Source organism: Macrococcus brunensis (assembly GCF_004359615.1).
Lineage (GTDB): Bacteria > Bacillota > Bacilli > Staphylococcales > Staphylococcaceae > Macrococcus > Macrococcus brunensis.
The window spans coordinates 30,510-56,616 of record NZ_SCWA01000006.1; the positions used below are offsets into that span (position 1 = coordinate 30,510).

General features: G+C 41.1%; 32 protein-coding genes and 1 tRNA gene. 3 read left to right on the forward strand and 30 right to left on the reverse strand.

Annotated elements, in window-relative coordinates:
• Nucleotides 1–16 precede the first annotated feature (16 nt).
• From ERX27_RS04410 to lepA, 11 genes are all read right to left on the reverse strand, one after another.
• A complete protein-coding gene (locus tag ERX27_RS04410; protein WP_243715863.1) occupies nt 17–646 on the reverse strand; it encodes an NfeD family protein in 630 nt (209 codons plus the stop codon).
• A 147-nt stretch (nt 647–793) separates the two neighbouring features.
• Nucleotides 794–970 carry a 30S ribosomal protein S21 gene (gene rpsU, locus ERX27_RS04415; protein ID WP_133417242.1) on the reverse strand — a complete coding sequence of 59 codons (177 nt, stop codon included), beginning with the start codon at nt 968–970 and terminating at the stop codon, nt 794–796.
• Between the two features lie 100 nt (nt 971–1,070).
• The gene (gene mtaB / locus ERX27_RS04420; RefSeq protein WP_133431626.1) at nt 1,071–2,411 is read right to left on the reverse strand and encodes a tRNA (N(6)-L-threonylcarbamoyladenosine(37)-C(2))-methylthiotransferase MtaB; all 1,341 of its coding nucleotides are present in this window, start codon (nt 2,409–2,411) and stop codon (nt 1,071–1,073) included.
• Between the two features lie 132 nt (nt 2,412–2,543).
• Entirely contained in the window at nt 2,544–3,275 is a 732-nt protein-coding gene (locus ERX27_RS04425) for a 16S rRNA (uracil(1498)-N(3))-methyltransferase (RefSeq protein ID WP_133431627.1), read from the reverse strand.
• 2 nt (nt 3,276–3,277) lie between these two features.
• Nucleotides 3,278–4,207 (reverse strand): 50S ribosomal protein L11 methyltransferase, encoded by a 930-nt coding sequence (gene prmA / locus ERX27_RS04430; RefSeq protein WP_133431628.1) that lies wholly within the window; start codon nt 4,205–4,207, stop codon nt 3,278–3,280.
• A gap of 2 nt (nt 4,208–4,209) precedes the next feature.
• The gene (dnaJ, locus tag ERX27_RS04435) at nt 4,210–5,331 is read right to left on the reverse strand and encodes a molecular chaperone DnaJ (protein WP_133431629.1); all 1,122 of its coding nucleotides are present in this window, start codon (nt 5,329–5,331) and stop codon (nt 4,210–4,212) included.
• A gap of 75 nt (nt 5,332–5,406) precedes the next feature.
• Nucleotides 5,407–7,227 (reverse strand): molecular chaperone DnaK, encoded by a 1,821-nt coding sequence (gene dnaK, locus ERX27_RS04440; RefSeq protein WP_133431630.1) that lies wholly within the window; start codon nt 7,225–7,227, stop codon nt 5,407–5,409.
• A 21-nt stretch (nt 7,228–7,248) separates the two neighbouring features.
• On the reverse strand, nt 7,249–7,794 hold the full coding sequence (gene grpE / locus ERX27_RS04445) for a nucleotide exchange factor GrpE (RefSeq protein ID WP_133431631.1): 546 nt from the start codon (nt 7,792–7,794) through the stop codon (nt 7,249–7,251).
• A gap of 13 nt (nt 7,795–7,807) precedes the next feature.
• A complete protein-coding gene (locus tag ERX27_RS04450) occupies nt 7,808–8,695 on the reverse strand; it encodes a hypothetical protein (RefSeq protein ID WP_133431632.1) in 888 nt (295 codons plus the stop codon).
• Nucleotides 8,696–8,806: 111 nt separating this feature from the next.
• Entirely contained in the window at nt 8,807–9,922 is a 1,116-nt protein-coding gene (gene hemW, locus ERX27_RS04455) for a radical SAM family heme chaperone HemW (RefSeq protein ID WP_243715864.1), read from the reverse strand.
• A 36-nt stretch (nt 9,923–9,958) separates the two neighbouring features.
• A complete protein-coding gene (gene lepA / locus ERX27_RS04460; RefSeq protein WP_133431634.1) occupies nt 9,959–11,782 on the reverse strand; it encodes a translation elongation factor 4 in 1,824 nt (607 codons plus the stop codon).
• Between the two features lie 166 nt (nt 11,783–11,948).
• Here lepA and rpsT point away from each other — a divergent pair, with 166 nt between their 5' ends.
• Entirely contained in the window at nt 11,949–12,197 is a 249-nt protein-coding gene (gene rpsT, locus ERX27_RS04465; protein WP_133431635.1) for a 30S ribosomal protein S20, read from the forward strand.
• Between the two features lie 28 nt (nt 12,198–12,225).
• On the opposite strand, the gene holA is transcribed toward rpsT, so the two are convergent.
• The gene (gene holA / locus ERX27_RS04470; protein WP_424960608.1) at nt 12,226–13,194 is read right to left on the reverse strand and encodes a DNA polymerase III subunit delta; all 969 of its coding nucleotides are present in this window, start codon (nt 13,192–13,194) and stop codon (nt 12,226–12,228) included.
• Nucleotides 13,195–13,281: 87 nt separating this feature from the next.
• Here holA and ERX27_RS04475 point away from each other — a divergent pair, with 87 nt between their 5' ends.
• Entirely contained in the window at nt 13,282–13,416 is a 135-nt protein-coding gene (locus tag ERX27_RS04475) for a YqzM family protein (RefSeq protein WP_133431637.1), read from the forward strand.
• Nucleotides 13,417–13,438: 22 nt separating this feature from the next.
• On the opposite strand, the gene ERX27_RS04480 is transcribed toward ERX27_RS04475, so the two are convergent.
• The 13 genes from ERX27_RS04480 to ERX27_RS04540 all read right to left on the reverse strand — a co-directional run bounded on the left by ERX27_RS04480 (nt 13,439) and on the right by ERX27_RS04540 (nt 22,326).
• A complete protein-coding gene (locus tag ERX27_RS04480) occupies nt 13,439–15,691 on the reverse strand; it encodes a DNA internalization-related competence protein ComEC/Rec2 (protein ID WP_133431638.1) in 2,253 nt (750 codons plus the stop codon).
• 12 nt (nt 15,692–15,703) lie between these two features.
• Nucleotides 15,704–16,168, reverse strand: coding sequence for a ComE operon protein 2 (locus ERX27_RS04485; protein ID WP_133431639.1), 465 nt, complete (start codon nt 16,166–16,168; stop codon nt 15,704–15,706).
• A gap of 50 nt (nt 16,169–16,218) precedes the next feature.
• Complete coding sequence (locus ERX27_RS04490) at nt 16,219–16,839, reverse strand: helix-hairpin-helix domain-containing protein (protein ID WP_133431640.1); 621 nt, start codon at nt 16,837–16,839, stop codon at nt 16,219–16,221.
• A 66-nt stretch (nt 16,840–16,905) separates the two neighbouring features.
• On the reverse strand, nt 16,906–17,634 hold the full coding sequence (locus ERX27_RS04495) for a class I SAM-dependent DNA methyltransferase (protein ID WP_243715865.1): 729 nt from the start codon (nt 17,632–17,634) through the stop codon (nt 16,906–16,908).
• A complete protein-coding gene (gene rsfS / locus ERX27_RS04500; protein WP_133431642.1) occupies nt 17,634–17,975 on the reverse strand; it encodes a ribosome silencing factor in 342 nt (113 codons plus the stop codon). Before rsfS ends, ERX27_RS04495 begins: the two co-directional genes overlap by 1 nt.
• 18 nt (nt 17,976–17,993) lie before the next feature.
• Complete coding sequence (gene yqeK, locus ERX27_RS04505) at nt 17,994–18,560, reverse strand: bis(5'-nucleosyl)-tetraphosphatase (symmetrical) YqeK (protein ID WP_133431643.1); 567 nt, start codon at nt 18,558–18,560, stop codon at nt 17,994–17,996.
• Nucleotides 18,538–19,104, reverse strand: a complete 567-nt coding sequence (gene nadD / locus ERX27_RS04510; protein WP_133431644.1) for a nicotinate-nucleotide adenylyltransferase — start codon at nt 19,102–19,104, stop codon at nt 18,538–18,540. Before nadD ends, yqeK begins: the two co-directional genes overlap by 23 nt.
• Nucleotides 19,101–19,394, reverse strand: coding sequence for a ribosome assembly RNA-binding protein YhbY (gene yhbY, locus ERX27_RS04515; RefSeq protein WP_133431645.1), 294 nt, complete (start codon nt 19,392–19,394; stop codon nt 19,101–19,103). The genes nadD and yhbY overlap by 4 nt, the downstream gene beginning before the upstream one ends.
• Nucleotides 19,395–19,404: 10 nt before the next feature.
• Nucleotides 19,405–20,190 carry a shikimate dehydrogenase gene (gene aroE / locus ERX27_RS04520; RefSeq protein ID WP_133431704.1) on the reverse strand — a complete coding sequence of 262 codons (786 nt, stop codon included), beginning with the start codon at nt 20,188–20,190 and terminating at the stop codon, nt 19,405–19,407.
• Nucleotides 20,191–20,198: 8 nt separating this feature from the next.
• Nucleotides 20,199–21,296, reverse strand: a complete 1,098-nt coding sequence (gene yqeH, locus ERX27_RS04525; protein WP_133431646.1) for a ribosome biogenesis GTPase YqeH — start codon at nt 21,294–21,296, stop codon at nt 20,199–20,201.
• A gap of 103 nt (nt 21,297–21,399) precedes the next feature.
• Nucleotides 21,400–21,470, reverse strand: a tRNA-Gly gene (locus ERX27_RS04530).
• Nucleotides 21,471–21,561: 91 nt separating this feature from the next.
• Nucleotides 21,562–21,804 carry a hypothetical protein gene (locus ERX27_RS04535; RefSeq protein ID WP_133431647.1) on the reverse strand — a complete coding sequence of 81 codons (243 nt, stop codon included), beginning with the start codon at nt 21,802–21,804 and terminating at the stop codon, nt 21,562–21,564.
• A gap of 99 nt (nt 21,805–21,903) precedes the next feature.
• Nucleotides 21,904–22,326, reverse strand: coding sequence for a cupin domain-containing protein (locus ERX27_RS04540; RefSeq protein WP_133431648.1), 423 nt, complete (start codon nt 22,324–22,326; stop codon nt 21,904–21,906).
• 157 nt (nt 22,327–22,483) lie between these two features.
• Between ERX27_RS04540 and ERX27_RS04545 the strand changes: the two genes are divergently transcribed.
• Nucleotides 22,484–22,903, forward strand: a complete 420-nt coding sequence (locus ERX27_RS04545; protein ID WP_133431649.1) for a hypothetical protein — start codon at nt 22,484–22,486, stop codon at nt 22,901–22,903.
• On the opposite strand, the gene ERX27_RS04550 is transcribed toward ERX27_RS04545, so the two are convergent.
• The 5 genes from ERX27_RS04550 to mtnN all read right to left on the reverse strand — a co-directional run bounded on the left by ERX27_RS04550 (nt 22,894) and on the right by mtnN (nt 26,072).
• Entirely contained in the window at nt 22,894–23,391 is a 498-nt protein-coding gene (locus ERX27_RS04550) for a GNAT family N-acetyltransferase (protein WP_133431650.1), read from the reverse strand. The two genes, ERX27_RS04545 and ERX27_RS04550, sit on opposite strands and share 10 nt — an antisense overlap.
• Nucleotides 23,392–23,448: 57 nt before the next feature.
• A complete protein-coding gene (locus ERX27_RS04555) occupies nt 23,449–24,297 on the reverse strand; it encodes a prohibitin family protein (RefSeq protein ID WP_133431651.1) in 849 nt (282 codons plus the stop codon).
• The gene (locus ERX27_RS04560; RefSeq protein WP_133431652.1) at nt 24,260–24,568 is read right to left on the reverse strand and encodes a hypothetical protein; all 309 of its coding nucleotides are present in this window, start codon (nt 24,566–24,568) and stop codon (nt 24,260–24,262) included. The genes ERX27_RS04555 and ERX27_RS04560 overlap by 38 nt, the downstream gene beginning before the upstream one ends.
• An 84-nt stretch (nt 24,569–24,652) precedes the next feature.
• On the reverse strand, nt 24,653–25,177 hold the full coding sequence (locus ERX27_RS04565) for a YqeG family HAD IIIA-type phosphatase (RefSeq protein WP_133431653.1): 525 nt from the start codon (nt 25,175–25,177) through the stop codon (nt 24,653–24,655).
• Between the two features lie 196 nt (nt 25,178–25,373).
• Nucleotides 25,374–26,072, reverse strand: coding sequence for a 5'-methylthioadenosine/S-adenosylhomocysteine nucleosidase (gene mtnN / locus ERX27_RS04570; RefSeq protein ID WP_133431654.1), 699 nt, complete (start codon nt 26,070–26,072; stop codon nt 25,374–25,376).
• Nucleotides 26,073–26,107 lie beyond the last annotated feature (35 nt).

The window sequence follows — 26,107 nt, forward strand, 5'->3', positions numbered from 1 at the left end:
CTATCCACTCCTTTTGTTATAATGCTCTGACGACGACTCGGGTTCCTTCAACTAAAATAATACTGACTTCGCGGTCTTTGTCGATGAAGGCCCCTTCACTGACCGCATCTATCCGCTTACCTTCAAAAGTTATAATGCCAGACGGTCTAAGAGGAGTCATTGTCAGCGCAATTTTCCCGACAAGATGACTTCTGTCATCATGCGAGGAATAGCCCGCTTCCTTTGACGTAGAATCCGTCAGTATTACATTTTTGAAAAGCGGAATAGATTTTCCAAAAAATTTGACCATCACTATCCACTCCATTAATGCTAATGCCAGACTTATTGCCAGGAAAACTGCCATCTTTGAAATATCTTCACCGATGAGGAGGAAACTGCTGAAGACCATTAACGCACCTATAATACCCAGAACAGCACCTACAACAAATAATTCCAGTATCATTAAAATGACACCTGCTACAAAAAGAATCACTGAAATCATTTCCAGTTCGCCGGTCATTCCTGTCATAATGACAAAACCAGCACAGGCCAGAATCAGAATAATACCTGCTGCAGATAGTCTGGATGAAAATAGCTGAGCAACAGCTGATAAAAAGATGATAATCATTAATACCAATAAAATCATTTCATATGATGTCAACGTCAAAAAGCCACCTCCTTATCCTTATTATACATGAAGTGGAAATATCTTATATCAATTACACAAAAAATTAAGAAAACTTTAAGGTAACAAAAAAAAGCACGGGCATGCGCCTGTGCTTATCTATAGATAATATTTGAGGGAGATCAAATATTATTTGAATTTACGTTTACGTGCAGCTTCTGATTTCTTTTTACGTTTAACACTTGGTTTTTCGTAGAATTCGTGTTTACGAGCATCTTGAATCGTACCACTTTTAGAAACTGTACGTTTGAAACGACGTAAAGCATCTTCAATAGATTCGTTTTTACGAACAACTGTTTTAGACATTAAATTTCCCTCCCTCCAAATATCAACGGAACTAATTAAACATAGTAAACTATGTACTCAAATATTATAATATACTCGATTTATCTGGTCAATAGTGAATTTATTTACCGGCTATTGCGACAGTCTGATGCTTAGGCATCACCTTGACAAACTGACCATGGTTCATAGGATAACCTGCTTCAGTGATCTTCACTTTTACCAGTTCCCCGATCAGTGATTCACTGCCTTCGAACTGAACTTTAAGATAATTATCTGTGTAGCCGACGAGCTGACCGTCAACTGATCCTTTTTCCTCAGGAATCACTTCCAGCACTTTTCCCTCAAACTTGCTCGCATATTCTTTTGCAAGCTGATCGGATAAACTGATCAGTTTATGAACACGTTCATTTTTAACTTCTTCATCAATCTGATCTGTCATGCGGGCTGCAGGTGTTCCTGTACGCATGGAATAAGGGAAGACATGCAGTTCAGAAAACTTATGAGATTCAATGAAGTGATAAGTTTCCATAAACTCTTCTTCTGTTTCACCTGGGAAACCGACAATGACATCACTTGTAACAGCAAGCCCCGGCATAATCGCATGAAGCTTCTGCAGACGTTCAGAGAAGTGTGCCATCGTATATTTACGACGCATCCGTTTCAGAACTGTATCGCTGCCTGACTGAAGCGGAATATGCAGGTGACGCACCACTTTTTCACTTTGGTCGATGACATCAATGACTTCATCTGTCAGCTGACTTGCTTCAATAGAAGAAATACGAATTCGTTTCAGTCCATCAATCTCTTCCAGGTCACGCAGGAGCTGTGCAAGATTGTAATTCTTCAGGTCTTCCCCGTAGCCACCAGTATGAATACCTGTTAAAACAATCTCCTGGTAGCCGGCACTTACTAACTGACTTGCCTGTTTAACGACTTCCTTCGGATTACGAGAACGCATAAGCCCACGAGCCCACGGGATAATACAGAATGTACAGAAGTTATTGCAGCCTTCCTGAATCTTGAGCGATGCACGCGTTCTGTCTGTGAAATAAGGAACATCCAGTTCTTCATATGTCCGATTCTTCATAATATTGGTCACACCATTGATTGGCTGGCGTGCTGACTTAAACTCTTCGATATAAGGGAGCATTTTATGACGGTCCTGTGTTCCTACTACTATATCGACACCAGGGATATCCATAATTTCTGCAGATGAAGTCTGCGCATAGCAACCTGTCACACAGATCACTGCGTCCGGGTTACGTCGTATCGCACGACGGATGACCTGACGACTTTTTTTATCACCTGTATTAGTTACAGTACAAGTGTTGATGACATAGACATCGGCATTTGTTTCAAACTCGACACGGTCATAACCGTCGTCTTTGAAGAGCTGCCAGATGGCTTCTGTTTCGTAATGATTAACTTTACAGCCCAATGTATGGAATGCAACTGTTGACATAGCGTCCACCTCTTTATTTCTTATTTCTATCTATCACTCGGCTTTTCGATAACCTTAACATTTTACTATTTTTCTTATCTTAAAATCAAGTGGCTGATACGATAAAAGACAGGATTCAACTGAATCCTGTCTTTAGCCCAGCAATTCCATATGATAACTGATTGCGGATAATGCGTAAAGCGGTGCTGTTTCAGCCCGCAGAATACGCGGTCCGAGTCCTGCGGTAATTCCGTCAACCATCTCAATTTCTTTTGTGCTGAGTCCACCCTCAGGACCAAAGACCAGAAGCACACGATCGCCTTTATTAAAATTTTTGATAGCCTGCTGAAACGCCCGCTGTTCTTGATTCTTCGCACTTTCCTCGTATGCGATGATGACGTGATCAAACTGACCGTTTAACTCTCTTAGATGATTAGTGAATTTAATAACGGGCAGCTGCTGCCGATAGCTCTGCTCTGCCGCTTCTTTGATGATTTTACGGAAACGTTCAAGCTTTTTATCCGCTTTTTTGTTATCCCATTTAACGACAGAAAATTCGCCTTGAAACGGCATAAACTGACTAGCGCCTAGTTCTGTCGCTTTTTGCAGCATCCATTCATATTTATCATTCTTCAGCAGACCACTCGCTATCGTGATATGAACAGGGAGCTCTGTATTCAGTTCAAGCGCTTCTGTTACACGGACAAGCACTTTGTCGGACATCTCATCAATCGTCACCTGATAAGTTCCATTGGTGAAATTAATAATCAGTGCGTCACCCGGCTGCTGTCTCATGACATTTTTAATATGGTGAACATCTTCTTTTGTGTCAATTACGGCCGTGCTACCTATTTCAGCTGATTCATTAAGAAAATAACGCTGCATGACTAGACCTTCTCAGCCAGGATGGCTACCCAGCCTTTTTCGCGCGTAATCGTTTTAATTGTAAACCCTGCTTCAAGCATGTGATCTGTAATCATCTGTTCTTTTTCATCGATGATGCCTGAAGCGATAAACAGTCCTTTATCATTTAAAAGATAAAAGGCGTCATCAACCATTAAATCCACGATATGCGCGAGGATGTTGGCGATAACCACATCACGTTTTTCTGTTTCACCGACCAGAAGATTGCCTGTATCTGTCTCAATCGCTTCGGCACAATGATTGATTGCAAAGTTCTCCTCAGCGACTCTCACTGCAACTTTATCGAGATCGACTGCACGGATAGGCGCAGCACCCATACGATGTGCCGCAATACTTAAAATTCCTGAACCTGTACCGACATCGATGACAGACATACCCGGTTTCACATATTCTTCAACCAGACGCAGACACATGGAAGTCGTTGCATGATCACCTGTACCAAATGCCATACCCGGATCTAAATGAATGACTTCTTCATCACTTTCCGGCTGGTAGTCTTCCCAGCTTGGCACCACAGTAAAACGTTCAGACGCCTTGAACGCGTGAAAATGGTTCTTCCATTCATTTTCCCAGTCCTCGTCCTTAATATCGGCAGTCTCTATTTCAAAACGTGTCACTTCAACATCCTGTAAGGACTTCACAGCTTCTTCAATATCACTCAGTAGTTCATCTTTGTAATCATATTCACTGTAATAGCACTTGACGCGGACATCTTTTTCCGGATAGTCTGCTGGATTCAGCTCATAGATTTCACCAAACGTTTCGATACGTCCCTTTTGCAATTCAAGGCTATCCTCAATGACGACACCATTTGCACCTAATTCATTTAGAATTTCTGCTATAAAAGGTTCTACTTCATGATTGATCATCAATGTGATTTCTTTGTAATCCATTTTTACTCTCCTCTAAAGAAGCGTCGTGTTTTTTCGAAGAAATTATCATTTTGTTCATTCAGTTCTTCACCATCAATTTCAGCGAATTCACGCAGTAATTCAATCTGATGGTCTGTCATTTTAGTTGGTGTGACAACGGTCACTGTGACGTAAAGATCACCTTTACCATATCCGTGAACATTTTGAACGCCTTTATCTTTCAGACGGAATCGTTTACCTGTCTGTGTGCCAGAAGGAATTGTCAGCTTGACACGGCTATCTAATGTCGGTACTTCTATTTCATCACCGAGTGCCGCCTGTGCGAATGACAGTTTAAGATTATAGAAGATATCATCGCCGTCACGTTCAAAATCAGGATGGTCAGATACGCGGAAGACCATATAGAGATCACCCGCTGGTCCACCGTTGACACCCGGTTCACCATGTCCAGCTATACGAATCTGCTGACCATTATCAACACCTGCCGGAACAGTGACATCTATAGTGACGTCTTTTACTTTTACACCTGTACCGCGGCAGTCCGAACATTTTTCTTCAAACTCTTTACCTGTACCGTTACAGTCCGGACAAGGGCGTTCTGTACGAATACGGCCAAATGGTGTCTCCTGTTCTACGCCGACCTGTCCACGTCCGTGACAAGTCGAACAGCGTTTAACTTCAGTGCCTGGTTTCGCACCGGTACCGTCACACGTATCACATTCAACTTCTTTACGAACCTTAATTTCTTTGTTTGCACCGAAAACAGCATCCTCAAAATCAATATCCATCTGATACTGCAGGTCATTCCCTTTTCTTGGAGCGTTTGGATCACGTCTTGCGCCGCCGCCGAAAAATGAACTGAAAATATCTTCAAATCCGCCAAAGCCGCCACCGAAGTCCGCGCCACCGAAACCGGCGCCTTGACCCATGCCTGCATGACCGAACTGGTCATACTGCGCTTTTTTCTGATCATCACTTAATACTTCATAAGCTTCTGATAGTTCCTTGAACTTTTCATCTGCGCCTTCTTCTTTATTGATATCCGGATGATATTTTTTAGAAAGTTTTCGGTATGCTTTTTTAATTTCGTCTTTTGAAGCGCCTTTTGATAATCCCAGCACTTCGTAATAATCTCTTTTTGCCACTCGCCATTCTCCTTTTCTGCCGTCAAAGAAAAAGTCAAAGCCAATAAATTGACTTTGACTTTTTAGAAACAGCTATTATTTTTTATCGTCGTCTTTAACTTCTGTGAAATCAGCATCTACAACATCATCCTGAGGTGCTGCTCCGCCCTCTGCCTGCTGTTCCTGTGCCATTTGTTCGTAAAGCTTCATAGATAAAGCTTGAACGATTTCATTCAGTACATCTTTTTTCGTTTTGATGTCTTCGATATCATTACCTTCAAGGGCTTTTTTGAGTTCTTCTTTCGCAGCTTCTGCTTTTTCTTTCTCAGCATCGTCTACTTTTCCTTCAAGGTCTTTTAATGTTTTTTCTACAGTGAAGACTAATTGGTCTGCTTCGTTACGAGTATCAATTTCTTCACGGCGTTTTTTATCTGCTTCTGCATTAGCTTCTGCATCTTTCACCATACGATCGATTTCTTCATCTGATAATGCTGAAGAAGACTGAATCGTGATTTTTTGTTCTTTTTGAGTACCTAAATCTTTAGCTGTAACATTAACGATACCGTTTTTGTCGATATCAAATGTAACTTGGATTTGAGGTACGCCGCGTGGTGCTGGTGGAATGTCTGTTAACTGGAAGCGTCCTAAAGTTTTATTGTCCGCAGCCATCTGACGTTCACCTTGCAGAACGTGTACATCTACTGCCGGCTGGTTGTCAGCAGCTGTAGAGAATACTTGTGATTTTGAAGTCGGGATTGTTGTGTTACGTTCAATCAGAACAGTAGACACACCGCCCATTGTTTCGATACCGAGTGATAACGGTGTTACGTCAAGAAGCACGATATCTTTAACGTCACCAGTGATGACGCCGCCTTGAATAGCAGCACCCATTGCTACTACTTCATCCGGGTTAACACCTTTATTAGGTTCTTTATTTAATTCTTTTTTAATTGCTTCCTGAACAGCTGGAATACGTGTAGAACCACCGACAAGGATGACTTCGTCGATATCAGACGCTGATAATGAAGCATCTTTTAATGCCTGACGAGTAGGTCCCATTGTTTTTTCTACTAAGTTACGAGATAAGTCTTCAAATTTAGCACGAGATAATGTCACTTCTAAGTGAAGTGGACCTGCTTCTCCTGCTGAGATGAACGGTAATGAAATCTGTGTAGAAGATACACCTGATAAGTCTTTTTTCGCTTTTTCAGCTGCGTCTTTCAGACGTTGCATAGCCATTTTATCTTTTGATAAATCTAAGCCGTTCTCTTTTTTGAACTCTTCTACTAAGAAGTCAATGATCACCTGGTCAAAGTCATCCCCCCCGAGTCTGTTATCACCCGCTGTAGAAAGTACTTCGAATACGCCATCACCGAGTTCAAGAATAGAAACGTCAAAAGTACCGCCACCTAAGTCAAAGACAAGGATTTTCTGGTCTTTATCTGTTTTATCTAAACCGTAGGCAAGTGCTGCTGCTGTAGGTTCATTGATAATACGTTCTACTTCTAAACCAGCAATTTTACCAGCGTCTTTAGTTGCTTGACGCTCAGCGTCGTTGAAGTATGCAGGTACTGTAATAACCGCTTTAGAAACTGTTTCACCGAGGTATGCTTCAGCTGTTGCTTTTAAGTTCTGAAGAATCATAGCTGAAATTTCCTGTGGTGAATACTGTTTACCTTCTACTTCAACTTTATGATCTGTACCCATCTCACGTTTAATAGAGATGATTGTATTAGGATTAGTGATCGCCTGACGTTTCGCTACTTCACCGATCTGAGTTTCACCGTTTTTGAATGCGACAACAGATGGTGTTGTACGGTTACCTTCTGGGTTAGCGATTACTTTTGGTTCTCCGCCTTCAAGTACAGCTACACATGAATTTGTTGTTCCTAAGTCAATACCAATTACTTTACTCATTTAGAATTCCTCCAGTTTATATTATTCGTTGACTTTAACCATTGAGGGTCTTAAGACACGTTCTTTTAATTTATAGCCTTTTTGTAATTCATCAAGCACGATGCCTGATTCTTTAGTATCATCTTTCTCCTGCATGACTGCCTGATGGAAGTTCGGGTCAAATGGCTGATCCTGAGCTTCAATTAATTCAAGTCCGTGCTCTTTCAACGCACTGACTAAGTTGTCATAAACCATCTGCACACCTTTGATCAGTGTTTCATCTTCACTCTTCTGACCGAGTGCACGCTCAATATTATCGAGCGTCGGAATGACATCACGCAGCACGGCCTGAGAACGATACGTTTTTTCTGTTTCTAATTCAGTACGCGTGCGTTTTTTATAATTTTCAAACTCAGCGTATAATCTTAAATATTTTTCTTCACTGGCTGCGAGTGCTTCTTCCAGATCTGCTACCTTTTGCTCCAGACCATCACCGTCAACATCGATGGGCGTCGTGTCGACAGGCGCTTCAGCAGTTACTTCTTCTTCAGGAACTGTTTCTTCCTGGACGTTTTTCTCTTCCGTCATTCAAATATCCTCCTTAGAGTGCGCTAAGTCCCTCAAAAACTTTGCGATAGCTCATCATAATAGGTCCGACTACAGCAACCCGTCCATCTATGTCTTCTGTCTGAACAGGTTTAGTGACAAGTGAGACATGATTGAGACTATCATCGATTTCCTGTCCTATCTTAACATTAATCAAATCGTCATTCATACTAATAAGCTTGTAGATGAACGTATCCGATTCAATGTAAGACAGTAAGTCCCGTACGCCGTCCAAGTCCTGTGGAACCGCATCAAACAGAAACTCCTGTCCTGCCTTATATATAACCGGGTCAGGCTTTTTAAGTCTTCTGTTGACATAATGATTAATCATCGATACAAGCTGCTTGTTAAGTGGTGTATAAGTAGTATTCTCATGATGAATCATGGCATTAAAATACTGATTGAGTTCAAGCAGTTCTTCCATTGATAAAGGGCTCTGCCATCCAAGCTGTTCATGCTCAACTTCACCATCACTGTAAATGAATATGATAAGTAAAGAATGCGCGACAGTAGCCAGGTGTATGGCTTCTATTTTCCTGGCTTTATAGTAGCCGGTCACAACAGAAAAATAATGCGTATCAGCAGCCAGTTTATCTGCGAGTTCATCAAAATTTTCATGACTGACTGCACTTGCATCATGTTCAGTCTGTAATGTGCTGATGTAATGTTTATATCCTTCTATTGAAGGGATACGACCAGAAGAGATATGGGTCTTCTCAATGAATCCCTGCTCTTCCAGCTTCTTCATTTCAGCACGGATAGTCGCTGAACTGATAGCGAGCTGGTGCTTATTCATCAGTGTATGTGAACCTACAGGCACACCACTTTCAACAAAATCTTCAACTAATGTGTTCAATAAAGTCTTTTGTCTATTCGTGAGCATGTTTCACCTCTTTAGCACTCTTGTATCTGAAGTGCTAATAATAATTTATCAAATTGGTCAAAGTATGTCAATGTAAAACCCTTCAGCTAAGATATGAAAAAAATCTACTTTCTAAATAGAAAGTAGAAACTGTTCAAATACATCATTGCCGACCATGCGTCCTTCAGGTGTCATCATGATTTTGTCATCCTGCAGCTTAAGGTGACCGCTTCTTTCCAGCTGCGCCAGCGCATCACCAAATATATCATCAATCTGGATACCGTAACGCTTAAAGAAGTCAGCTCTTGATACCCCTTCGTTCATCCGGAGCCCGAGGAACATGAATTCTTCCATGGATTCTTCCTGTGTCACTTGATGCGTCTCTTTAACCGCATCTCCTTTTTGCATCGCTTTAATGTAATGCGGGACAGGCGCAACGTTATAGTAACGACTGCCGTTGACATAACCATGACTGCCAGCACCGGCACCATAATACTCTTTGTTCTGCCAGTAAACTTTATTGTGTTCAGACTCATGACCTTCTTTTGCAAAGTTTGAAATCTCATATTGTTTAAAGTCAGACTGGGCTAGCCGTTCAATCGTATAATCGTACATTTCAGCAGCAAGTGTTTCGTCCGGCAGCTGCAGCATGCCTTTACGATACTGGTTATAAAACTGGGTCTTCGGTTCAAGTATCAGTGAATAACTCGAGATATGATCGATATCAAGTGCAAGGGCATGCTCTAAATCATCCTTTACCTGCTGAAGTGTCTGTGTCGGCAGATGATACATCAGATCGATGCTGACAGACTCGATACCGGCTGATTTAGCAGTATCGACTGCTTTTTTGATGTCACTCTCAACGTGTGTCCGTCCGAGCAGCTTCAGTAGTTCATTATCAAATGTCTGAACACCGAGACTGAGTCGATTAACATGATAACGTTTCATGATCAGAATCTTCTCTCTTGTAAGTTCATCAGGATTTGCTTCCATCGAGAACTCACGCTTAATCTTAAAATGCCGAGAGATGAAGCCGAGCAGTCGTTCCAGCTGTTCTTCATTCAGTGCAGTCGGCGTACCCCCTCCGATAAATAAAGTATCGATATCTTTGGATATTTCTTTAAGTTCTTTGATCAGACAATCGATATACTGGTCCACCGGCTGATTCTTAATCAGAAACTTATTAAAGTCACAATATGTACAGATGCGGTTACAGAACGGGATGTGGATATAAAGACTGGTCATCATAGCTCCTTTCACGAAAAAAAGTGGCTATCGCCACTTTTATTCTTCGTCCATTTTCAGTACAGCAAGGAATGCTTCCTGCGGGATTTCAACAGAACCGACAGATTTCATCTTCGCTTTACCTGCTTTTTGTTTTTCCAGCAATTTACGCTTACGGCTGATGTCACCACCATAACATTTAGCGAGGACATTCTTACCGATTGATTTAATGTTCGTACGTGCAATAATTTTCTGGCCGATTGCAGCCTGTACCGGTACTTCGAACTGCTGACGTGGAATAAGGGTCTTCAATTTCTCTACGATGACTTTACCACGGTCATAAGCGAAATCACGGTGAACAATAAAGCTCAGCGCATCGACTGTATCACCATTCAATAAAATATCCATCTTAACAAGGCGGCTTTCCTGATAGCCGATCAGTTCATAGTCAAACGAGGCATAGCCTTTTGTATTAGATTTCAGCTGATCGAAGAAATCAAAGACAATTTCAGATAACGGCAGTTCATAGATGATATTGACACGAATGTCATCGAGGTAATCCATCGTCTTAAAGTTACCCCGCTTCTTCTGACAGAGCTCCATTACTGCGCCGACATAGTCATTAGGCACCATGATACTCGCTTTTACATAAGGTTCATAAATGTGCTCAATCTTCTGAGGGTCAGGCATTTTAGAAGGATTGTCAACAATCACTTCGCTGCCATCCGTCATCATACATTTATAAATAACAGAAGGGGCTGTTGCAATCAGTTCAATACCGAATTCACGTTCAATCCGTTCCTGAATAATCTCCATGTGAAGAAGTCCAAGGAAGCCGACACGGAAACCAAAACCAAGTGCCTGTGACGTTTCTGCCTCAAATTCAAGGGAAGCATCGTTAAGCTGTAGTTTTTCAAGTGCTTCTCGTAAATCGTTGTATTTACTCGTATCGATTGGATAGATACCACAGAAGACCATCGGATTCATCTTTTTATAACCTTGCAGGGGTTCTGCAGCAGGGTTGTTCGCAAGGGTAATCGTATCACCCACACGTGAATCACCGACATTTTTAATAGATGCTGTGATATAGCCTACGTCCCCGACTGTCAGTTCACTGACTGGCATCTGTTTCGGTGTGTTGATGCCTACTTCAACTACTTCAAAATCTTTGCCGGTCGCCATCATACGGATTTTATCGCCAGCTTTAACTGTGCCGTCGATGATACGGATAGATGAGATGACACCACGGTATGCATCAAATGCACTGTCAAAGATCAATGCTTTCAGCGGTGCTTCAGGGTCACCTGTCGGCGGCGGTACAAGTTCTACAATCTGCTCTAAAATCTCATCGATACCGATATTGGCTTTAGCTGAAGCGAGTACCGCATCAGACGCATCTAAACCGATGACATCTTCTATCTCCTGCTTGACGCGTTCAGGTTCTGCTGCCGGTAAATCGATTTTATTGATCACCGGAATCAGTTCAAGGTCATTATCCAGTGCAAGGTAGACATTGGCTAACGTCTGTGCTTCAATCCCCTGCGCTGCATCCACTACAAGAATCGCACCTTCACAGGCAGCTAAACTTCTTGAAACTTCATATGTGAAATCGACGTGACCCGGCGTATCAATAAGGTGAAAGATGTAAGTTTCACCGTCTTTAGCGGTATAGTTCAGTTGAACCGCGTTCAGCTTAATCGTGATACCGCGCTCACGTTCTAAATCCATTGAATCCAGCAGCTGTGACTTCATCTCACGAGAGGCTACTGTCTTCGTGTTTTCAAGAATACGGTCAGCAAGTGTCGACTTCCCATGGTCGATATGCGCAATAATCGAGAAATTCCTGATTTTATTCTGTCTATTTAAACGTTCTTCATTGTTCATTCAGAGAACCAACTTTCTTTTCTATTCAATAATTATGATTATATCAAGTATAGAAGGCTACTTCAATCAGTTTTAAAATAACGATTGCAATGCCTCCTGTATTTTGATAAAATATTTCTTGTTGCAATGAAAACACACAGGTGTAATATTTTTAGGAGGTGACATCATGCCAAACATCAAATCTGCTATTAAACGCGTGACGACTAGTCAAAAAGCTCAAGATGCTAATATCTCTCAAAAGAATGAGATGCGTTCTGCTATCAAAACTGCGAAAGCTGCTATCGAAAACAACGCTGATAACAAACAGGATTTAGTAAACACAGCTGTTAAAAAGATTGATAAAGCTGCGAAAAGCAACTTAATCCACTCTAACAAAGCTGACCGTTTAAAATCACAAGTTATGCGTTCTAACTAATAATGAAAGCCCGCGAAAGCGGGCTTTTTTATATGCCTAAAATAAATAATTCTAAAATTAAGACCTTATCCATATAAGACGATTTAAGCTGATAATCTGTTTTAGCACAGCTATCGATCACTTTAAGGATATCGCTCAAGTTAAGACGTGATACTTTTCGTAGGGCGAGCTTCACTCTATATGGATGAATCTTGAGCTGCTTAGCGATCTGAGCCTCACTGAAACCTTTCTGACTCAGTATCTTAGTCTGATAGAAAAGGCGGTACTGACCACTGATGAGCGCTAATAGTTTAATCGGTTCTTCTTTCATACTGATCAAGTCTTTCAGCAGCACGATTGCTTCTTTCTTACGATGAGTCGTAATATAATCTGTCAGCAGGAAGACATTCTGCTCCAGACTACGGGAGACAATCATTTCAACATGCGACTTTGTAATGATGGAATCATCACCTAAATACAGAAGCAGTTTATGCATCTCATTTGATACCAGTTTATAATCGGCACCTGTCAGCTGAATCAGTTCATCAAGCGCATCTTGCTTGATGTCTTTAAATTGATTATTCATCTCCTGCTTGACCCATTTCTTCAGTGCCATTTCGTCCAAAGCATCTATTTTATTGACTTGATGCAGCTTTTTCATGTTTTTGACTATTTTTTTACGTTCATCCAGCTTGTCGCTGTTCACTTCAAAAATGACGACATTCGGTCCCGTGAACTGTTCTACAAATTGCGCGAGCGCATCAAGCTGATGTTCGACTGCTACACGTGGTTTCTCCCCTGTAAAAAGATAACTGTTTTTGACGACAATGACCTTCTGCTCACTGAGAAATGGGATTGTCATCGCGTCTTCTATAATATTCTGGATAGGTGTCTCCAGCAGATCGTATCTTGAAAAATTAAAGTCATCCTGTTCAGGCAGTAAATCACTGACGATTTTAGTTGTTCGTTCTGCCACTAGTTCCGGAACGACACCATGATTGATGATAATAGCATTCAAATTAAGAACTCCCTTGATAAATCTTAATTTCATTATAGCTTTTTTCACATAAATATCATATACTTAACCTAAATGGAGGTTGATAACATGAATCATTTTGAACATGATGTGCAATCTAAAAACAATGACGTGAAAGATTCACTCCTTGCAATGGGTACAGGTTTCGGCGCGTTTGCTGCTATCTATATCATCGCTCAAATCTTTAATCTTTTAGCAAAATAAAAGACCGCTCGCGGTCTTTTTTTTATGGTCTTTTCGCTGTCCTGACCGTATTTAGAAATTCTATTTTTCCGTCTGACTGCGTATTTAAAATATGAATTTTTCTCGCCGTTAACTTATTCACTACTTCCTCATGAGGATGACCAAAACGATTATTTCTACCAGCTGAAATCACGGCATATTTAGGCTGAACACAGTCCAGCAGTTCATCTGAAGTACTCGTCTTACTGCCATGGTGCCCCACTTTAAGAACATCAATCTCGGCGCTGCATAGCTGTGCTATTAACGAAGTCTCTATGTCCGTCGGCGCGTCTGCCATCAGCAAGTAACGGCGGCCAAGTGTTATCCTCGAAATAATACTGCTGTCATTCTCCTCACTGAACGAACCCCTTGTATTAAAGAATTCAACTACTGCATGTCCAACTCTCATCTTATCAATCTGTTTCGAATCGATAATCTCAGTATCTCCTGCTTTCGCCAGAGCAAGCAGCTCGTCATATTTATCATGGCCCGGTGCCTCTTTATTTAGTATCAAATAGTCCACATGTATCAAGCGGAGTAAATGCACTGCTTCACCAAAATGATCAGCATCAGGATGTGTGATCAGTAGATAATCAATTTTCTGATACCCTTTCTCTTTTAGCACACCATGTAAATGAAATGCGACTGCGTCATTCTCTTTCCGCCGTTTCTGCCACTCCTCTTTCGGCAGTTCCATCTGTCCACCTGTGTCTGTCACAAGTATCTGCCCGCCGCTTTCCACTATTGAACTATCTCCCTGGCCGACATCTATAAAAGTTACACCTTCTTCATGCGACTGTATGACACTTAAACAATACAGGAGTAAAAACAGGGCCATTGTATAGCTGACAAACTGGATTACTGAAAACTTAAGTCTTAATAAAATATAGAAAATAATCAATGTCAGGATAAGATAGAGTTCAGCTCCCGTATTCGCCATATGAATATCCGGAAGATGGACAAGACTGTAAATATCAATCATTAAGTCATTCAGGAAAAAAGCAGCTTTTAATAAATAATCAAACCAGCCAGGCAACGTATGCAGCAGAATCACCCATAGCAAAATAATCGTACAAAGCGGAAACATGACAACTGTAAAAAAAGGAATAAAAAGAAGATTGGTAAGAAGTCCGATGACTTGAAAACTGTTGAAGTTGATAAGCAAAATGGGAATACTTGCGAGCTGAGAAACCAAACAGGTTATGACGAGCAGAGAGATAGGCCGTCTGTCCTGATAAAGATTGCTCGTAAAAATTAAAATAAAAGAGATGAAGTAGGACAGCTGAAAACCGATATCAAAAATAGCCGTCGGTTCAACCAGAAGAAAAAGCAGAAAAGATAAAGAAAGCGCATCGAGAAGGTTGATACCATATCTTTTTAATGCCATATAAATTAGTATAAAAAGTGAAGACCTGATGACAGATGGTGATAGTCCGGTCAGTATGGTATATATTGGAATAATTAAAAACATAGCAGCTGTACACCAGTAAAGAGGTATATAGAACCGTTTCAGCAGAAAGAAGAGCTGCACACTGATTAAAGCAACATGAGAACCGCTGATGGCATAAAGATGATAAATACCTAGTACCTTCAGTTTATCGAGTTCATCTGTTGACAGATACCTTGTATCACCGAGCGTCAGGGCAACCACATAACGCATGTTAAAACGGTCGCTTATCATCATCTGATCAGCAAGCTGGACACGATACAGCTTCAGCTGATCAATTATATTAAGTTCTACTTTCCTGCAGGACGACCAGTCGATATTTTTCACAGTCGCCTGGTAATGGATATTCTGCCGCTTTAAATACTCGGCGTAGTCGAACTTCAGCCCATTTGTGTTCGGGAGCGGCTGCCTCAGTTCAACAGAAGCTGAACACGTCCTGAAATAAGGCATACTGCTGACCAGCTTCTTCTGCTCATTCTCCGTCTTAATATAATAACTGAATCTTACCGGCTGATTTTGTATGAGCGCAACACCGGAAAAATAATCACCATCAATATTCTGCTCATCAGTAAATACGAGGAACGATGTCAAAGTCCCTCTTTTAGTGTCTGTCCAGTCAAAATCTGCTACAGGTTCACTGTATGAATAAAAATAGAAAAAGAGTCCCATGGCAGTGAAACCTAAAATATAGATTAACCTTTGCTTTTGATAACAGTGAATGATGATTAAGAGAAATAAGATACATGCACTTAACGGGGCGAACCGAAACAATGTTCCGCAGAATGCAGCGACAGCCAGATTAAACCACATGTATCCTCCTTTTTATTCAATCATTTTAAAATATTCCGCTACTTTACTCGCATCAAAAGGTATCTTCTCTACTTGAATACCTGCTTTTTGCAGTAACTCAACTGCATACGAGTGATTCTTATAATCTATTGCATAGGAGACCTTGCTGATTCCTGCTTGAATCAGGGATTTCGTACAATGAATACAAGGAAAATGTGTGACGTAGATTTCAGCGCCTGTCGTCGAAACACCTAGTTTTGCACATTGCAGGAGTGCGTTCATCTCTGCATGGACGGTTCTGATGCAATGTCCCTCTTCCAAATAACAGCCGACGTCTGTACAGTGTGCTTCACCTGCTACAGAACCGTTGTAGCCGCCCGCAATAATTCTATTATCCTTAACGATGGTCGCACCTACACTTAATCTGTTACATGTTGAACGTAATGCGAGTAGCTGGCTCTGTGCCATAAAATAATCCTGCCATTTAATTCTTTCCACAATGATCCCTCCAATAGTCTCATTGTAAGGAATGAATCCGTCTCTGGCAATTACAATTCAATAAACGGCTCAAGAGACGTATAAGTTTTATCGCCGATGCCTTTTATCTCTTTCATCTCTTCTTTTGATTTAAAACCACCATGCTGTTCACGGTAATGCAAAATGTCTGCCGCTTTCTTAGGACCTATGCCCGGTATTTCCTGCAGCTCTGATTCTGTTGCAGTATTGATATTGACCACTTTGGTCTCTGGATCAGTTTTCGTTGATGATTTATTCTGATACATGGTAAACTTCTCTTCTTTCACCTCTCCTTTGAACGGGACATAAATCACCATCTGATCAGTCAACTGCATAGACAGATTGACCGCTTCAAGATCAGCATTTTCTCTCGGCACTGCAAGCATGATGACATCATTGACACGCTGACTTTCCTGCGTAGGATAGACACCCGGATGCTTGACAGCCCCTTTAATGTCAACCATCAGTTCTTTTTGAGGGGCTTCAGTTGTCACTACTTTTTCGACCGTCTGCTTTTCAGTTGCCAGAGTTTCCAGCGGCTCTACTGATTTTTTGAAGGACGACTGATAAATAAATAAGACAGCCATCAGCACAACAACGCAGATTCCAATTTTCATTTTATGCGTCTGAATCAGTTCCTGAATTTTTTCCACAAAAAAACACCTCCCCTTAATAATCGGAGAGATGTTGCGATTTTATTTTTTCTGTCACAATAAAAATTATCTTTTACATTTTTTACGTGCAACATAAAAGATTCTTTCAGCGTCTTCTTCTATCGGTCTATCAGTATTAAAATCCGCAAAAACTTTTTCAACTGTAAACTGATTCGTCTCTAACAGCTCGATATAAAATTCCAATGGAAAAGTGCGCTGATAATGCGATTCATCAAAACGACGATATCTGCCATCTTCTTCAAGCGTAAAGAAACTCATATCGTGATAGACACTGTTCTCTTCTTCTCCGGGCTCTGTCTGCCAAAGGTAAGTCACATGTTCTGTCTCGTCACTATATGTCTGTCCGTCAAAGAGATTCGTCATCTTCCAGACAGAATGCACATCAAAAAGAAAAACACCGTCTTCTTCAAGGTGCATATAGACATGGCTGAACAGTTTGTTCAGGTCTTCTTCTGTTGTCACGTAGTTCATGCTGTCACAGAAACAAGTGATGACATCAAAGGTCATGTCCAATTCAAGTGCCGTCATATCCTGCACCAGCCACTGAATAGAGGGGTCTTTTGTCTGTGCCACTGTCAGCATGTCCTCACTCAGATCTACACCGACACGATCCAGCTGTTTTGGCAGAAGTGCCGTGAATGAACCCGTGCCACACGCAAGATCCAGTATAGACTGCTTACCATTCAGATAAGGTACAGTCAGTTCGAGCCACTTATCATACGGCTGATCATACATCAGTTCATCATAAAGAACTGCAAATGCCTCGTAAGTCATTATTCGTAAGTGATGAACTCTGCATCACGATACAGACGCTCTAAGTTATAGTAGCTCCGCTCATCGCGGTGGAAAATGTGGACGACAACATCATCTAAGTCAACGAGTACCCACTGTGCTTCATTAAACCCTTCAAGTTTGCCCACATCAATTCCTGCTTCTTCTGCCTGCTGCTTCACTTCTCTAGCGATTGCCTGCACCTGACGGTCAGAATTGGCATGGCAGATGACATAGTAATCAGTAATCCCGCTGATTTCTTTGACATCTATACCGATAATTTCTTCAGCTTTTTTATCGTCACACGCTTTAAACGCGAGTTCAAGTAATTGTTTTGAATTCATTCAATCCATCCTTTAATATTATTTTTCAAGGTTATAGTAATTCAGACAGTCTATCGTCAGCGGATAGATCACATGATCCTGCTCTACTAAGTATAAGACCGTCCGTTTAGAGATTTCATAGATGGCTTTATCAAGTTTCTGTTCCTCAAAAACGATCGTTCTGATCTCCTCAACGCCTGGTTGTGTTCGTCCCGGTTCTATATAATCCGCAACAAAAATAATTTTTTCACTGAGTGTCATCTGGTTGCGACCAGTCGTGTGATGATAGATAGCCAGATAAATCTCTTCATCATCCACACCGAATTCATGTTTCATAATCGCTGCACCGACCGGTCCATGCAAAATCTCAGAGTTATAAGCTAAAAGTGCATTATCAAGCTCATACTTTGTCACTTTCTGATAAAGCTTTGAAAGTCCATCGTATTTAGCATAGTCATGTAGAATGCCTGCAATTTCAACACGTTCAGCATCACCGCCAAAAATTTCAGCCATTTTAACTGCCGTCTCTGCCACTCGTAGTGAATGTTCGAAACGTTTTTTAGGCAGTTTCTCTTCAACAATTTTAATCGCTTTTTTCTTCTTCATAAATACGTTCCTTTCGCACATACGTTTCAATGTCTTCAGTGAGCCAGAATTTCACTGTCTTACCCGCAGCAAGACGTGTTCTGATCTCTGTAGAGCTGACATCAATCCGCGGAATATGGAAGCTCATGGCCTGTTCAACCTGCTGATACTCGACTGAGCGATTGACGATTAAAAACCTGCACATTTGATGCAGTTCATCTATGCGGTACCAGTTGTTCAACTGTTCATACTGGTCACTACCGATAACGACATAGATATCAAGGTCGGTTTCAAACAGATATTTAACGGTATCATAAGTGTAGCTCTGGCCTTTACGCTCCAGCTCAAATGTTGACACTTCGCCAAACCCCAGTTCAGCGATACCTAGTTCCAGCATCTTCACTCTCTCTTTATCTGTTGCTACAGCATGGCGTGATTTTAGCGGGCTCTGCGCTGCCGGCATGAAAATAAAACGGTCTGGTCTGAAGGCATCGTATACTTCATTCGCTACAACTAAATGACCGACATGCAGAGGATCAAACGTTCCGCCATACAGAATAATCATCGAGGCAGTTCAATTTTCTTATGATTTTTAGAAGGCTTATAGAGAATAATCGTCGAACCGATTAACTGCACAAGGTCACCGTGCACGCGACGTGCAACCTCTTCAGCCAGTTCATCTTTTTCATCATCATTGTTCTGAAGAATACTGACTTTAATCAATTCTCTCTTCTCAAGTACCTCATTCAGTTGTTCAATTAAATTTTCATTGACGCCGCCTTTACCGATCTGGAAGATCGGATCAAGATGATGTGCTTCTCCGCGTAAATAACGTTTTTGTTTGCCTGTTAACATATCGTTCCTCCTATAAATAATTTTTAACACATTCGGTCATAGCAGTTCTATCTGCTTTTAGACCTGTCCAGATTTCAAAACTTTGCGCACCCTGGTTGATAAACATACCAAGACCATTAACAGTGGTCAGCCCCAGACGGTCAGCAAGCTTTAGAAAAGGGGTCATGCTCGGTGTATAGATGATATCTGCAACAACCGCATCCGGATGAACCGATTTGAAGTCATAAAGCATCTCATCCTCAAATCCCGTCATGCCGACCGGTGTTGTATTGATCAGTAAATCCGCTCTATCCGCAAAACGCTCAATGTCATCGAGCGTAATCTTATGAACTTCAAATGGCCAGTCAGCCAGACGTTCAGGGCTGCGATTAGCGACTGTCACATCAGCACCTTTAGCGGCGAACCCTTGTGCAATCGCCCTACTGGCACCTCCTGCGCCGATTAACAGCACATGGCTGTATTCCTTAGGCGGCAGACTTTCAATAAACCCAGTTGCGTCTGTATTGTAGCCTGTCCACTTACCTTCAACTATCTTGACAGTGTTGACTGCCCCCATCTTCAAAGCAAGGTCATCTACTTCATCCAGATAGTCGATAATAGCTGTCTTAAAAGGAATCGTCACATTGAAGCCGTCAATTTCTCGCTCTGCCATAATATCACGGATATGATGAAAATGGTTCGGATTGATATCCAGTGCAATATAGGAATAATCAAGTCCAAGAGACTTGAAATTAGCATGATGCATGGCTGGTGATAATGAATGGCTGATTGGGTGACCGATGACGGCAAAATTCATCGTCATGTCTAAAGAATGCTCGGTCTTAAATAAACATCCACTTGTTTAGGGGCATAGACTTCAATAACTGCGCCTTCTTCTACAGTGATAAAACCGAGTCCTGATATAATGATATCCTGCTTCTGCCCTTTGACTGATAATGTATGTCTTTTAAGCGTACTAAAATCAAATTCCTTATTTCCTGGCGGTGTCAGTAGCTCACCAATCTGACGGTGCCACAAGTCTACAGCATTTATAGTCTTCGTACGGTGAATATTCAGACGGTTGGAAACAAAACAGTTCAAGCTGCGTCTTCCCCCCGAGATATAATCGACTCGGACTAATCCGCCGAGGAATAGTGTCTGTCCTTCGTTCAGCTGGAAGTTACGTGGCTTGATTTCTTCTTTCGGCATGATAACCTTCAGTTCGTCTTCAGTGACATAATGCGTCATCTGATGAGACTGTATAATACCTGGTGTGTCGTACATAAACGTTCCATCACCTAAAGGAATATCGATTAAATCAAGCGTCGTACCCGGAAAATGCGAAGTGGTGATGACATTTTTCTCACCGATACTGCGTTCAATCAGCTTATTGATGAGCGTTGATTTACCGACATTGGTCGTACCAACAATATAGACGTCCTGACCACTGCGTTCTGTTTCAATCACTTCAAGCAGTTCATCAATGCCCAGGTTCTTCTCTGCAGAAATCAAAACCACCGCTTCCGGCTTCATCCCGAGTTCTTTCGCCAGATGCTTAATCCAGTTCTCTACACGGTTTTTATTGATCAGCTTAGGCAGTAAGTCAATCTTGTTCGCTGCCAGAATGACTTTCTTTTGCCCGACAATTCGTTTTAAACCACTGATCCACGATCCCTGAAAGTCAAACACATCAATGACATTGACAATAATACCTTCGCGATCACTTAACGCATTCAGCATCGTCAGAAAGTCGTCACTCGACATATTGACATCTTGTATTTCATTATAATGTTTCAATCTGAAGCAACGCTTACAGATGACATCTTCTTTATTTAAACTAGATTTCGGAACATAACCAGCCTGATTCGGATCTTCACTCTGAAGAACAGCCCCACAGCCGATACATCTTAATTCATTAGACAAATATGTTTCCTCCTAAAGTTATGTTTATCCATCCCTATTTTAGCACATTTCTATTTGAATCAAAAAAATGACATAAAAAAAGTCCCAGGAACCCGGGACGGTAAGCGGATGACTGGAATTGAACCAATGACTCCAACCAGGAAGGCTGGTATTATAACATTTAACTACATCCGCATATATATAATTCTGAAGAACACTTTATCTATAATAGCACAATCAAAAAATAAATGCAACAAAAAACGGACTTTTTTTAAAGTCCGAAAAATTACCATCTGTTCTCAAGTTTTTCAAGCATCGCCTGGCCTTGCTGCGTCAGTTTAAGATCTTTCATCTCTTCAATACTATAAGCCCCATTTAACTGGAAGTCGGCTTTATTACCTTCCACTAAACCTTCGTCGAATAAATAATCCAGTTCTGCTTCATCATAATCGTTATTTACAGAATCAAAGCGTCCTTCTTTGGAAATACTGTCTAAATATTTGTAGAGTACATTATTATCAATAGTCATATCCACAGCTCCTTTTTGTTTTCTTAATCAATACCCAGACTTTGGCAATATAACCTCAAATATAAAATAAAAAGACAGACTTTTAAGTCTGTCTAGAAATTACTGTTCATTTGGATCGTTTTCAGCATCTTCATGTGTTTTGTGGACAGTGCCCGGTTCATGGTCAGGTCCTGCATAAATAGAATAAAGTTTAATCGGTTCGTCACCTTTATTCGTTACATTATGCCAAGTATCAGCTGGAACGATAATGACATCATCTGCCTTCACTTCACGCTCAAAGTTCAGGTTGTCTTCGCTAGGACCCATCTGACATAAACCTTGACCCTGCTCAACTCTTAAAAACTGTTCAATACCATGATGAACTTCAAGACCGATATCATCGCCAGGTTGAATCGTCATTAATGTGACCTGGAGTTTATCTCCTGTCCAGATAGTCGTACGGAAATTTTCATTTTCAAGTGTCATACCCTCAATATTTTCAACTACAGGTTGTTTGCCGTGGTCTTTAAAATCATATACCATATTTAAAACCTCCTATAAAATAACATACAGTTATCAGTACCCTTAAATAAAAGATGATAACTTGACTAAATGACAAAATAGTGACTTCTAAAATATTACAGATTGCTTCTTATTGACAAGAGATTATAATAGAAATAAAAGCTATAGAGGTGATGAGATGACAAGACATTTTATCAGATTAATTATTTTAGTTATTTACACTTTGTTTATGATGTCAGTTGCTGTTAAATCATTGACTGACGGTTTAAGCGCTGATAACTTTTTCTTTATCCCGTTATCGATTATGGCTTTGACTATTTTAGTGGATTCTATAACACAGCTCTACACCAATTCACAAAATGAAGAAAATCCTTATCGAACTTATCCGGCTGAAACAATCATTAAATGGACATGGATAAGTACTTACTATCATATCGGTGCCATCGTTATATATGTTATGACTGCGGTATTTATCCTTTATTTCAACTTTTCAATTTTTTGGCCTCTTACTATCTTATTAGCTATCATTCTATCCATTCTCACGATTTGGCGCGAATATAAGAGAAGACAATACGTTAAAACGCGCATTTATGAATAAAGGTTTATTTGATAACCGAGTATGGTCAGAGAGTAAGCTTTATCATCCATCCATGCGACATCCGGCAGCTGACCGTATGTCGTGAAACCATTTTTCTCGAATAGTCTTATAGACGGCGTATTATGACTGAAGATAAATGCGAGCAGTGTTTTATAATCCAGCTCTGCTGCTTGTCTTTTCAATTCATCCAACGCGTACCGGCCGATTCCCTGACCACGGTAATTCTCATCTATATAGATGCTTATTTCTACAGTCTGATTATAAGCTGGCCGCGCGTAAAATGTACTGAAGCTCATCCAGCCAACTAGATTGTTCTCATGTTCAATGACGAGCAATGGTTTGCCGTCATGATGGGCATGAAACCAGTCCAGCCGGCTGTTTACTGTCACAGGCTCGATATCCGCTGTCACCATGCGGCTTGCTATTGTTGAGTTATATATTTCAACTATTTTATCCAGATCTTTCAGTTCTGCCTGCCTTGCTTTCATAAAGCTCCTCTCCTTTTTTTCTTATATTAACATAAAAATAGGACTGCACATGCAGTCCTATTTGTTGACATCTACAATGACACCTTCGCCGCCAACTGTAATTGGCTGCTTACCATCCCATTTATCAATCATCTGTTTTTTAATAATTTTATCTGTCAGCGATTTATCCAGGATTTCATTGGCTTCTGCCTGACCTTTTGCTTCAATCTTCTTCTTCGCCGCATTCTGCTCTGCAATCGCGCGGTCAGTCTTCGCACGTTCCAGTTCCTGGTTCGCTTTCACACGTTCATCAATCGCAGCCTGGGTCGCCGCATCTGCTTTCGGACTTGAGATAGCGATATCCTCAATGATAAAGCCTTGATCGGTCAGTTTATTCTGCAGTTCTTCTAAAGTCGACTTCTTGATCTCACTCGTTTTAACACCAAATGTCTCTATAACAGAGTATTTTGCGACAGATTGGCGAAGACCATCGAGAACACGGGTACGCAGGAAGCCGTTTTCCAGCCCTTCTATATCTGCATTACCAAACTTATTGAAAATCTTAACAACTTTAGTCGGATCAACATGATAGTTAATGCTGATATCCATATCCAGATTCTTACCATCTGACGTTGCCACGTTCAGATTTTGATATTCCTTCGTCTGTGTACGAATTGGATAATGTACAGCCTTGTCCAGCGGCGAAATAATATGCCAGCCGGCTGGTTTAGTCTGATCTTTAACACCCGTTACAGAGTAGATGACGGCCTGATAACCTTGGGGCACTTTTTCGATACACATAAATAGAATGATGGCACCTAAAAGCACTAACATACCAATAATAGTCGTCAAAAGTAATGATTTACGGTTGACGGGCTTTTTTGCTGGTCTAACGGTCTTCACTTTCGATGTGCTTGATGAGTTCATTAACTTCCTCCAATTCTTCGGTCAGCTGCCTGATTTCCTGCTGTGACTGAAAATGTCTGCTTCTAATGTGAATGGCATGAATAAGACGATCACGCTCTTCTTCGAGTCTGATGAGCTCCAGTTCTTCTTCATACTGCCGGCGCCTCGTCATACGCTTTTCATCGTTCACTTCACTTTTGAATGAGAAATAATCATAGAAACGAGATAAAACAATGTAGAGAATCACTGCAAGTATAATCAGGATGATAAGCCCGATTAAGAAATAACGCATAAAATCCCTCCATTCCATGCTTACTTCTATTATAGCATGAACAATATGTAAATAAATGCAAAAAGACCATGACTTTGTCATGGTCTATTCTTGCCAGTTGATATATCCTTTTCGTTTAAAATAAGCGAGGAAACGTCTCTCCATCATACGATTGACTCTCGTCTTCCATTCATCATTCGATTTGACCGGCACCACCATAATAGAATAAAATCCATTTGAATTCGCTGCCAGCACATCTGTCATCATCTGGTCGCCGATCACCACTGTTTCATCAGGCGTCACTGCCATCGCTTTTGTCGCTTTCTTGAACGCCTGCCCCATCGGTTTTCTGGCATTGAAAATATAGTCTACTTTTAAGGGTGTCGCAAAAGCAGCAACACGTGTTTCATTATTATTGGAGACAATCGTGATTTTAACACCGGCTTCTGCCATCTGATTGAACCATGCGCTCACTTCTTCTGTCGCGAGTTCCACATCCCAGCCGACTAATGTATTATCCAGGTCTGTGATAATCGCTTTAACGCCCCGGGCTTTTAAATCTTCCGCCTTGATTTCAAATACACTTTTGACATATTGACTTGGCATTAAATATTTTTTCAGTATACTCACTGTTTTCACCTCATTATAGTTCATACCTTGTTTTTACCATAATAAAACCCCAATTCACTTGGAACTGGGGTCTATGCTATTCGATGATTTCTTTGTCGCCGTACTCGACTTCTGTTTCACTGTAAATGATGAAGCCGATGATTGCAGTTGCAATCACTGATAATGCCATGATGAAGATCATGTCAACGCCTCCTAACTACTTTGTAGCAGCAAATGTCTCTATTAATGATTTTACAATTTTACTGGACGATACGCAAGCGACTTTCAGGAACTCCTCAAATGTCATTCCCGCTTCTCCGTTCGCTAAATCCGAGACGGCACGCGTGATGATAAATGGTGTCTGGTACTGATATGCGACCTGTGCTACTGCAGCTGCTTCCATTTCAACTGCGAGTACTTGAGGGAAGTTCTCAATGATTTTCTCTTTCTTTTCTAATGAACCGATGAAGCTATCCCCTGAAACAATCAGACCGATGTGAGCCTGCAGGTCATTCTTTTGTATCGCTTCTTCTGTTAATGCCATCAGCTTGTCGTCTGCCTGATAAGTCTTCGGCATGCCTGGGACCTGACCGAGTACGTAACCAAATTCTGTTGCATCTACATCGTGATGCAGAACTTCACGGCTGATAACGATGTCACCGACGCTGAGACCTTGACCGAGTCCTCCTGCAGAACCTGTATTGATAATCGCTTCCGGCTGGTAATGTTCAATCAGAAGTACTGTCGTTAAAGCGGCATTCACTTTACCGATGCCACTCTGCATGAGTACAACGTCATAGCCATACAGGTTGCCTGTATAGACTTCGACATGCGCATGTTTTTTCACTTCGAGATTCTCTATATCATTTTTCAGGATTTCGACTTCTTCCTGCATTGCACCTATAATTCCAAGCATGTTTTTCCTCCTCAAATAAAAAGTAGATTCCTAAA

Bases quoted from the DNA above. Each gene is read 5' to 3' on its own strand.
- rpsU (WP_133417242.1), bottom strand. From the start codon at position 970: ATGTCTAAAACAGTTGTTCGTAAAAACGAATCTATTGAAGATGCTTTA.
- mtaB (WP_133431626.1), bottom strand. From the start codon at position 2,411: ATGTCAACAGTTGCATTCCATACATTGGGCTGTAAAGTTAATCATTAC.
- ERX27_RS04425 (WP_133431627.1), bottom strand. From the start codon at position 3,275: ATGCAGCGTTATTTTCTTAATGAATCAGCTGAAATAGGTAGCACGGCC.
- prmA (WP_133431628.1), bottom strand. From the start codon at position 4,207: ATGGATTACAAAGAAATCACATTGATGATCAATCATGAAGTAGAACCT.
- dnaK (WP_133431630.1), bottom strand. From the start codon at position 7,227: ATGAGTAAAGTAATTGGTATTGACTTAGGAACAACAAATTCATGTGTA.
- grpE (WP_133431631.1), bottom strand. From the start codon at position 7,794: ATGACGGAAGAGAAAAACGTCCAGGAAGAAACAGTTCCTGAAGAAGAA.
- ERX27_RS04450 (WP_133431632.1), bottom strand. From the start codon at position 8,695: ATGCTCACGAATAGACAAAAGACTTTATTGAACACATTAGTTGAAGAT.
- hemW (WP_243715864.1), bottom strand. From the start codon at position 9,922: ATGATGACCAGTCTTTATATCCACATCCCGTTCTGTAACCGCATCTGT.
- lepA (WP_133431634.1), bottom strand. From the start codon at position 11,782: ATGAACAATGAAGAACGTTTAAATAGACAGAATAAAATCAGGAATTTC.
- rpsT (WP_133431635.1), top strand. From the start codon at position 11,949: ATGCCAAACATCAAATCTGCTATTAAACGCGTGACGACTAGTCAAAAA.
- ERX27_RS04475 (WP_133431637.1), top strand. From the start codon at position 13,282: ATGAATCATTTTGAACATGATGTGCAATCTAAAAACAATGACGTGAAA.
- ERX27_RS04480 (WP_133431638.1), bottom strand. From the start codon at position 15,691: ATGTGGTTTAATCTGGCTGTCGCTGCATTCTGCGGAACATTGTTTCGG.
- ERX27_RS04495 (WP_243715865.1), bottom strand. From the start codon at position 17,634: ATGACTTACGAGGCATTTGCAGTTCTTTATGATGAACTGATGTATGAT.
- rsfS (WP_133431642.1), bottom strand. From the start codon at position 17,975: ATGAATTCAAAACAATTACTTGAACTCGCGTTTAAAGCGTGTGACGAT.
- yqeK (WP_133431643.1), bottom strand. From the start codon at position 18,560: ATGAAGAAGAAAAAAGCGATTAAAATTGTTGAAGAGAAACTGCCTAAA.
- nadD (WP_133431644.1), bottom strand. From the start codon at position 19,104: ATGATTATTCTGTATGGCGGAACGTTTGATCCTCTGCATGTCGGTCAT.
- yhbY (WP_133431645.1), bottom strand. From the start codon at position 19,394: ATGTTAACAGGCAAACAAAAACGTTATTTACGCGGAGAAGCACATCAT.
- aroE (WP_133431704.1), bottom strand. From the start codon at position 20,190: ATGAATTTTGCCGTCATCGGTCACCCAATCAGCCATTCATTATCACCA.
- ERX27_RS04535 (WP_133431647.1), bottom strand. From the start codon at position 21,804: ATGACTATTGATAATAATGTACTCTACAAATATTTAGACAGTATTTCC.
- ERX27_RS04540 (WP_133431648.1), bottom strand. From the start codon at position 22,326: ATGGTATATGATTTTAAAGACCACGGCAAACAACCTGTAGTTGAAAAT.
- ERX27_RS04545 (WP_133431649.1), top strand. From the start codon at position 22,484: ATGACAAGACATTTTATCAGATTAATTATTTTAGTTATTTACACTTTG.
- ERX27_RS04550 (WP_133431650.1), bottom strand. From the start codon at position 23,391: ATGAAAGCAAGGCAGGCAGAACTGAAAGATCTGGATAAAATAGTTGAA.
- ERX27_RS04555 (WP_133431651.1), bottom strand. From the start codon at position 24,297: ATGAACTCATCAAGCACATCGAAAGTGAAGACCGTTAGACCAGCAAAA.
- ERX27_RS04560 (WP_133431652.1), bottom strand. From the start codon at position 24,568: ATGCGTTATTTCTTAATCGGGCTTATCATCCTGATTATACTTGCAGTG.
- mtnN (WP_133431654.1), bottom strand. From the start codon at position 26,072: ATGCTTGGAATTATAGGTGCAATGCAGGAAGAAGTCGAAATCCTGAAA.